The organism is Mesobacillus sp. (genome assembly GCF_047739415.1).
Classification (GTDB): Bacteria; Bacillota; Bacilli; order Bacillales; family Cytobacillaceae; genus Mesobacillus.
In genome coordinates this window covers 1-3,485 of the sequence record NZ_JBIQOE010000264.1, presented here as the reverse complement: position 1 = coordinate 3,485, position 3,485 = coordinate 1, and the positions used below count along the sequence as shown (strand labels likewise).

Below are 3,485 nucleotides of genomic sequence, written 5' to 3'. Positions count from 1 at the left end.
CATCCCCTGGATTTGCTGATGCAATCCAATCGCAAATGGAACGAGAATCAGTGAATATGTATTGTCTCCAAGCGTGAACACAGGCCACCAATCGAACGGCAGCGTAAGCACACTGCCCGGAATGAGCATGAATGCCGGCACGACCCAGAGGCGCTTTACCTCATGGACACCAACCGTCTGGCCACGCTTGCTCTTGATTAATTTGGGAGAAGTTCCCTTTTTTCCATTTCGTAAAATAAGGAATCCTTCGCCAATCGTTAATAATGCTAACAAAATCGCAATGGATGGATAGATTTTTTCATCTAGGCTTGAAAATAAGTCTCCGACTAACGGAAGATCGATTTCTTTTCCTGAAAGGAAGATCAACGCGAAAAATGCAGCGCCGATTGTATATGCAGGCGTAAGGAGCCTGACTCTTGTTATGAGGCTCAATAGCAGAGTTGCCGCGGCAACTAAAACAATTGCTCCGAATGGAATCGCAATGCCCACTGCAATGGTTATGATTGAGATGATCAGACCGATCAACAGTCCCAGCGGAAACAGCTGTCTGAGCTCAAAATAGGCATCCTTCGCTCTCACGGTAAAGTTTTTTCGCTCCCGCTTCACGCGCGAAACACCAAGGACCGCCGCCAAAAATATAGAATAATAGAACACAGGGTGAAGCAGAAGCCTGCCCATCCCTTTCAATAGTTCAATGAACCAATCCTGTGCCACCCCTATGTCACCAGCCTTCATAGATTACATGATATTAAGCTTATTCTATCAAATCTAAAGGGTAAAACCTATCAATAGTTGAGGAATATTGGTGGGATTTTTTTCTATAGTAGAAGTAGACATTAAATACTTAGTGAAATTCGAAAAAGAAGAATCCCATAGCACTCTTTTTTCTTCTTTTATACTCGAATCACTACGGAATCACCAAAAACCACTACGTTTTTGTAAGTAATCACTACGATATCTAGAATAATCACTACGGTTTTCAAACTAATCACTACGATTTTTGCTGTAATCACTACTTTTTCCAAATCAATGTAAAAAATATCGCCGTACCAAGTTTTGGTACGGCGGATTAGGTATCTATTTCGCCAACAGCCTCAAGGCGGTCTGCAGCTGAAGATCGTTTTCTTCTTGTTTCATTGCTTCTCTTGCCGCATCCTCGAGTGCGGTGGCTGTTTTTGCGTCAATCACACCCGTAACGGTCATGTCATTTTTCCGCTGGAATGCCTTGACGGCAATTTCAGTCATTCCACTAAAGTAGCCATCGGTACGTCCCGGCTCAAATCCGAGTCCCGCGAGGATTTCCTGGGCATTTTTCACTTGCTCATTATTCATATCCAGCTTAAGAGGCGTTTCGGCCTGGATAGGATGGGTATCATAAAGCGCCGGTTGATTGACCTCGATAGTCGGCTCGATGCCTTTTTTATGGATCCAGTTGCCATCAGGTGTCAGCCATTTAAAAAGCGTTAGCTTGATATTGCTGCCGTCCCCCATCGGCACAGCCTGCTGGACTGTCCCTTTACCGAAACTCTTCTCGCCAATCACCGGATAGCCGCCTGCTTCTTTCAATGCCCCAGCCAAAATTTCCGAAGCTGATGCACTGCCGTCGTCTGTCAACACGGCAATCGGATATTGTTTCGCTTTTTCCAGATTGGAAAAATAGCGAGTCTTATCGCCATTGCGCTCTTCAATTTGATAGAGCGGCTTCTCCTTTGAAACCAATTCACGTAAAATTTCTTCTACACTAGAGAGCAGTCCCCCAGGGTTGCCGCGCACATCGATCAGAAGCGCATCCAACCCTTCTTTTTCAAAATCCTTAAGCTCCTTCTTGAACTCTTTGGAGGTATCCTCTGAAAAAGAGGTAATCTCCATATAGCCAATCTTCTCGCCGTTCACCTTTTTCATGTCAGCATGGACGGTAATTTGCGGAATCTCATCGCGAATCACTTTTACCTTCAGCGGATCCTTCAAGCCCTTGCGCTCGATTTCCAAAACTACGGGTGTCCCTTTTTTGCCGCGGATTTTTAAAGTTGCTTCATATAAGTCCAGGCCCACGATACTTTCGCCATCGACCTTCAAAATCTGATCATTCGGCTTCAAGCCCGCTTTTTCTGCTGGGGAATTTTTAAAAGGAGAAACAATTACGATTTTTCCATCGACCGTACTGACCTCGGCACCAATACCTTCAAAAGACGACTCCAGCGTCTCATTGAATTGTTTGGCCGTCTCCTTGTCCATATAGACGGAATACGGATCCTCCAGGGTCGAGAGCATACCCTGAATCGCCCCTTCAATCAGCTCTTCTTCTTCAACCTTTTCAACGTAACTGTTAAAAATCAAACTGTATGCCTGCTCGACTTTTTCAAGACTGCTTGCCTCACCGGCCTGTGCACTTCCTTGATCCTTCATGGGTACAATCTGGCGTTCAAGAACACCCGCCTTGCTTTCGTACCATTGCATTCCAGCGTATGTACTCCCCGCTCCTGTCAGCAGCGAGCCCGCCATCAAAAAGGCAATCCACTTCCGCTCCATTGCCAAACTCCTCCCCTGTTTACCGCATCAACTGCTCCTCCGCCGTAAAAATTTCTATGATATGATTCCCATTATATGACGAGGAGGGACAGGGTATGAAGGATTAATTTTGAAGCGAACTCCCATATGGTTATAATTTACAAGTTTCTGAGACTTTTAATCGGGAAAAAGAAAAAGGAAGAGACTTTTCGTCTCTCCCTGGTTAATTACATGTACGCTTGTGGATTCACAGCATTTGACTTGGACGCGTTCCAAGAGCCTTTGTGAAGCTCAAAATGCAAGTGCTGGCCAAATGATTGTCCAGTATTGCCCATGACACCAATTTGTTGCCCACGAGAAACAACTGCACCGTTTCCAGCCATTCGTGAGCTCATGTGTGCATAAACAGTTGTCCAGGTTTGTCCATTGACAGAGTGTGCAACAAAGATTACGTTTCCGTAGCTTGAAGAATAATAGGAACGGATAACGACACCATCTGCAGCAACATAAATCGGCACATTAGCTGCTCTATTAGCAATATCCATACCTGAATGGTATGAGCCCCAACGACTGCCTACACCTGAAGTGATTCGTCCGCTCGCTGGCATTATAATCATACCACCTGAAGTTGGTGCAGACACTGCTGGCGCAGGGTCAGGAGTCGAGCTTCCACCGCCGCTGCTTTTCTTTGCTGCCGCTGCTGCTGCTTTCCTTTGTTTTTCAAGTTCTGCCTGTCTTGCTCTTTCGGCTTGACGCTTTTTCTCCAATTCAATCGCCTGAACAAATGCAGCTTCCTGTGCCTTCAAGACATCTGCAGCTTCCGCTAGCTCTAGCTTTTCTGCATGCATTTGCTTTTCTTCAGCCTTAAGAGTGCTCATAAGCTCATTCTTTTCTTTGATTTGTGCATTCAGCTTAACTGTCAACGCTTCGAGATCTTTTTTCATTTCTTTAAGATTATTAAGCTTTGTTTCTACTTC

General features: G+C 45.2%; 2 protein-coding genes and 1 pseudogene. All 3 read right to left on the bottom strand.

Going from position 1 to position 3,485, the window contains the following annotated elements; genetic code table 11:
• A pseudogene (locus ACH0QE_RS20580) lies at positions 1–714 on the bottom strand (PDZ domain-containing protein); the annotation flags it as partial.
• A gap of 363 nt (positions 715–1,077) precedes the next feature.
• Positions 1,078–2,529, bottom strand: coding sequence for a S41 family peptidase (locus ACH0QE_RS20575; RefSeq protein WP_415802334.1), 1,452 nt, complete (start codon positions 2,527–2,529; stop codon positions 1,078–1,080).
• A gap of 206 nt (positions 2,530–2,735) precedes the next feature.
• Positions 2,736–3,485 (bottom strand): M23 family metallopeptidase (locus tag ACH0QE_RS20570; RefSeq protein WP_415802332.1); only part of this gene is annotated, 750 nt, incomplete at its 5' end.